The following is a 5,141-nucleotide window of genomic DNA, read 5'->3' on the forward strand; positions in this document are numbered from 1 at the left end:
ACAGCACGGCAAGTATGATGACGATGCCGATGGCGAAGAAGACGTCGCGGCCGTTCTTGGCGGCCGCGCCGGGCTGAATGCTTTCGCTGATCGCCATATCGTCCTCAAACCCCATAGACTGCCGAGCGCGCGACAGCCCTGTGAGGGTAGTCCGCCAAGCTTGCGCGAGGGTGGGAGACTGGCTAGTTCGAACGATCATGCGCAGGTCGCCGTGTCGGCTAGCCTCGCCAGGAAAGGGAAACCCATGCTTCTGATCATCGGCACCATCCGCTTGCCGCCAAACAAATTTGAGGAAGCCAAGCCCGCAATGGAACGCATGGTTTCAGGCAGCCGCGCCGAGGTCGGCTGCATCCAATATTCCTATGCGCAGGATGTTTTTGATGCCGGGCTCATCCGGGTCACGGAAGTCTGGAGCGACAGGGCAGCGCTCGACGCGCACTTCGCCTCGCCGCACATTGCGGACTGGCGTGCGAGCTGGCCGGCGCTCGGCATAGGCGAGCGCAACCTCGTACTCTATGAAGCCGGCGAGCCCATGCCGACCTGAACGGTCCATCGGCCCGATCGATATCGCGTCCACTTGTCGCCAATGTGGTGTCTGTCGGCATTGTGGTTGCCATGCCGTGCCGCCGGGCGTATCAGGCTGGCTTTCCACTGCCTTTCGATATCGGCGAGCCGCCCCGGTGCTTTCCAGAAACCACAGCGAAGTTTACGCCCGCCGGCTGCGCGCGGTGCTGATCAGGTCGTTGCCCCTGCTCGAGGCACGCGGCATCGTGGTGGTCATCCTCGCCGGTGTCGTAGGCGTCATGGCTGGCATATTGGTCACGGCGATGAGCCAGATCGTGCAGGACCTGCACGGGCTGCTGTTCGGCGTTCAGCCTGGCGGCCGGCTTTCCGGCATGTTCTCGCTCGCCAATCCGATGCAGGCGCTGATACCGGCGATCGGCGGCATACTGCTGGGGCTGACGGTGGTCTGGCTCCGGATACGGAAATTCCGCACACCGATCGACCCGATCGAAGCCAATGCGCTCTATGGCGGGCGCATGTCGCTGACCGACACCTTCATCATCGCCGGCCAGACGATGATCTCCAGCGGTTTTGGCGCCTCGGTCGGGCTGGAAGCCGGCTACACGCAGGTTGGCTCCGGGCTGGCATCGCGGCTGGCGGGCATCTTCAGGCTGCGCCGCAACGATGTCCGTATCCTGGTCGGCTGTGGTGCGGCCGGCGCCATCGCCGCTGCCTTCGATGCACCGCTGACCGGCGCCTTCTACGGCTTCGAATTGGTCATCGGCATCTACTCGGTCGCCAATGTCGCGCCTGTCATGACCGCCGCGATCTCAGCCTCGCTGACCGCTGAAATGTTCGGCGGGGTGCCTTTCCCGCTCGAGCTTTCGGGTCTGCCGGCGCTCACCGCCAGCCAGTATGTGCCGTTCCTGCTGCTCGGGCTGCTCGGCGGTGCCGCCTCGATCGCCATCATGCATCTGGTGACGCTGATCGAGCGCGGTTTCGCCAGGCTGTCGATCGATGCGTCGCTGCGCCCCGTCATTGGCGGCGTCATCGTTGGCTTGTTGGGGCTGATCACGCCGCAGGTGCTGTCCAGCGGCCATGGCGCGCTGCATCGCGAATTCTCGATGAATTACGGGCTGGCCGTGGTGGCCAGCGTCTTCGTGCTCAAGCTGGCGGCGTCGGCGGTCTCGCTGGGATCGGGTTTTCGCGGCGGGCTGTTCTTTGCCTCGCTGTTCCTCGGCGCGCTGCTCGGCAAGGCGTTCGCGGATGTGATGCTTGTTATTTCTCCGGCAACCGGCATCGACCCTGCCGTCGCCGCCGTCGTCGGCATGACGTCGCTCGCCGTCGGTGTCGTCGGCGGTCCGCTGACGATGACCTTCCTGGCGCTGGAATCGACCCGCGACCTGACGTTGACCGGCGTCGTGCTGGCCGCCTCGATCATGTCGGCCATCCTGGTGCGCGAAACCTTCGGCTACTCGTTCTCGACATGGCGCTTCCATCTGCGCGGCGAGACCATCCGCAGCGCCCACGATGTCGGCTGGATGCGCAGCCTCACAGTCGGCTCGATGATGCGCAAGGACATCAAGACCATCTATGCCTCGACGACGCTGGCAGCCTTCCGCAAGGAGGTGCCGCTCGGCTCTGCCCAGCGCGTCATCGCCGTCGATGCGGGCGACCACTATGTCGGCGTGCTGATCGTGGCCGAACTGCACAGCGATCCGTCCGATGGCGAGGTGCCGGTGCGCGATCTCGCCAAATACAAGGACGCGGTGCTGGTGCCGAGCATGAACGTGCAGGCCGCCGCGGAAACATTCCAGCGGGCGGGCGCCGAAGAACTCGCCGTGGTCGAGGATTTCACCGACCACATCGTGCTGGGCCTGTTGACCGAAGGCCATTTGATGCGGCGCTATGCCGAGGAACTCGACAAGGCGCGCCGGGACCTGTCGGGCGAGGGGTAGAGGGCAAGAGGGGTTACGGGCTTAATGCTCGATCGGCCCCTTGGCCATCACAAGCGCCGTGCCGGCGGTGGTCGGGCGCTCGATCATGCGTCGTACGCGGGGCGGTTCGTCGCCGCTGTGCAGGGCCCGCACGCGTTCGCCGATGACGGCGTCGGCATGGGTGATGCGTCCATTGTGCCTGATATACTCGATCCAGGTCGGCGTGTGATAATGCTCGATCCATACGGTGGGATTCTCGAGATCGCGCGCCAGCGTCCAGTTGCGGGCGCCGTCACGGCGGCGGATGCGGCCGCGTTCGGCCATGATGGCGAGGAACTCCGGTTCGTCCTCGTGGCGGATCACATATTCGATCATGATGGCGATGGGACCACTGCGCGGCTTCAGGTCAAGCGCCAAATGCGGTTCCTTGAAGCGATTGAGCGGGTCGAGGTTGAGCGCCTGCTGTTGCGGCAGCGGGAGCAAAAGACCGATGGCGCCGCCGGCCAGCATGGCGATGCTGGCGGCGATCAGCGCGGTTTCGGCGCCATGCGCGTCGGCGACGACGCCCCAGATCCAGCTGCCGAGCGCGATGCCGCCGAAGGTCGCGGTCTGGTAGACCGACAGCACCCGGCCGACCACCCAGCGCGGCGTCGCCATCTGCACCGTGACGTTGAAATGCGAAAGCGCGATCACCCAGCAGGCACCGCCGACAAGCAGGCCGAGCGATGTCTGCCAGGCATGCTGGCTGACGGCGGCATTGAAGGCGCAGACGGCGAAGCCGGCGAACGCACAGCGCACCATCGTCTCGCTGGAGAGCAACTGCCGCAGCCTGACGCTGATCAAGGCGCCGCCGACCGCGCCGATGCCGAAGGCGCCGAGCATGATGCCATAGGTAAGCGCATCGCCCTTGACGACGTCGCGCGCCACCAGAGGCAGCAACGCAAGCACAGCGCCTGCACTGAAGCCGAACGCAGCACCCCTGACCAGCACCTTGCCGATATTGGGCGACATGGCGACATAGCGCAGGCCGGCGCCCATGGCGGCCCCCAGCGACTCGCGCGGCAAGGTCGATACCGGCACGTTCGGCTTCCAGCGCGCCAGCACGACGATCAGGCCGATATAGCTCACCGCGTTCGCCGCGAAGGCGGCTGCCGCACCGGCGGCGGCGACGATGATGCCGCCGATCGCCGGACCGACGCTGCGCGTCAGGTTAAAGCCCATCGAATTGAGGGCGACGGCCGCCGGCACCTTGTTGCGGGGAACGATATCGCCGACGGAGGCTTGCCATGATGGGCTGTTGAGCGCGGTGCCGCTGTCGATCAGGAAGGTGAAGGCAAGCAGCGTCCATGGCGTGATCAGGCCCGAATAGGTGAACAGGGTCAGAAGCACCGACACCACCAGCATGAAGGTCTGGGCGACCAGCATCACCTTGCGCCGGTCGAAACTGTCGGCGATGGCGCCGGCGACCAACGCAAACAGCATGATCGGCAAGGTGGTCGAAGCCTGGACAAGGGCCACCTGATAGGGCGAGGTGGCGATCGTGGTCATCATCCAGGCGGCGCCGACACCCTGGATCAGGCCACCGAAATTCGAGACGAGACTTGCGCCCCACACGGCGCGGAAAATGCCGTGCCGGAAGGGCGCCAGCGCCGAGACGCTCTCGCTGTCCGGCTTTTCGTCAATCATTTGGGATTCCTGCCATGTCGTGCCTGCCCGTCAGACAATCCGTTTGCGCAGACCGTTTGCCGAAAGTAGGGCATGGCGCCGCAAAGGGCAAAAAAGCTCATGGTCCAACAATGGGATAGAGGCGGTCCAGGCCTTGTCTGCCGTGCGTGCGGAGGCGCCAAGGGGATCGGCGGCGTCTGTCTTCGGACAATTACGAACGGCATGCCGCGGCACGCCTTCCCAAAACAGGTTAGAACCCGTTCTGGATGCGCTCGAAGATGACGTTGGTGAAGGCCGATATCTGGCTGCCGATGAAGGGGCCGGTCAGCGCCACCACCAGCATGATGGCGACGATCTTCGGCACGAAGGTCAAGGTGATTTCCTGCACCTGGGTCAGCGCCTGGATGAGGGCGATGCCGATGCCGACCACCATGGCGACCAGCACCACCGGAGCGGACGCGACGAGCACCGTCCATACCGCGTACTGGACGATGTCGAGAGCGTCGGCCTCATTCATGGGACTGGCTCTCTGTCGAAAGCGTCAGCTTGCCGCCTTGACCGAAACTCCCGGACCGACCGCGACTTCGGTGCCGTTCTGCAGCACGGCGATGAGACCGTTGCTGGCGAGGCGCACCGAAGCCACGGTGCCCGTCGTCAGGCCGTCGGCGGAGGTTATCGAGCGCCCGATCAGTGCGTCGGCCTGCGACAGCGCCGAGGACTGCATGATCTGATTGAGCTTGGTGTTGGTCTGCACCGATTGCTCGACCTGCGAGAAGGTGGCGAGCTGGGCGACATACTGCGTCGAATCCATCGGCTTGGTCGGATCCTGGTTCTTCATCTCGGCGATCAGAAGCTTCAGGAAGGACTGGTAGTCGACTGCTGTCTTCGAGGTGGACGCGGTGGCCTGATTGGCGCCGGTCGGAATCGTCGTCGTCATGTCCACGTTCATCAGTATCGTGCTCCCACAGCCAACGGGCGCTCGGCACCCGAAACATCGTCATTCCCACCCAGCGCGCGGCGTTCGAGCGGATAAAG

General features: G+C 64.7%; 5 protein-coding genes. 2 read left to right on the top strand and 3 right to left on the bottom strand.

Annotated elements, in window-relative coordinates; all coding sequences use genetic code 11:
- Positions 1-244: 244 nt before the first annotated feature.
- Both ENZ74_RS20900 and ENZ74_RS20905 read left to right on the top strand, forming a co-directional pair.
- A complete protein-coding gene (locus tag ENZ74_RS20900; RefSeq protein ID WP_063168928.1) occupies positions 245-544 on the top strand; it encodes a putative quinol monooxygenase in 300 nt (99 codons plus the stop codon).
- 136 nt (positions 545-680) lie between these two features.
- Positions 681-2,462, top strand: a complete 1,782-nt coding sequence (locus ENZ74_RS20905) for a chloride channel protein (RefSeq protein WP_063168927.1) — start codon at positions 681-683, stop codon at positions 2,460-2,462.
- Positions 2,463-2,483: 21 nt separating this feature from the next.
- On the opposite strand, the gene ENZ74_RS20910 is transcribed toward ENZ74_RS20905, so the two are convergent.
- The 3 genes from ENZ74_RS20910 to flgD form a co-directional block, all read right to left on the bottom strand.
- Entirely contained in the window at positions 2,484-4,127 is a 1,644-nt protein-coding gene (locus tag ENZ74_RS20910; protein WP_127312964.1) for an MFS transporter, read from the bottom strand.
- 229 nt (positions 4,128-4,356) lie between these two features.
- Positions 4,357-4,623, bottom strand: coding sequence for a flagellar biosynthesis protein FliQ (gene fliQ / locus ENZ74_RS20915; RefSeq protein WP_013529773.1), 267 nt, complete (start codon positions 4,621-4,623; stop codon positions 4,357-4,359).
- A 24-nt stretch (positions 4,624-4,647) separates the two neighbouring features.
- Positions 4,648-5,055: a flagellar hook assembly protein FlgD gene (flgD, locus tag ENZ74_RS20920; RefSeq protein ID WP_013529774.1), complete on the bottom strand. Its 408-nt coding sequence runs from the start codon at positions 5,053-5,055 to the stop codon at positions 4,648-4,650.
- Positions 5,056-5,141 lie beyond the last annotated feature (86 nt).

The organism is Mesorhizobium sp. M7A.F.Ca.CA.002.15.2.1 (assembly GCF_003998715.1).
Lineage (GTDB): Bacteria > Pseudomonadota > Alphaproteobacteria > Rhizobiales > Rhizobiaceae > Mesorhizobium > Mesorhizobium ciceri.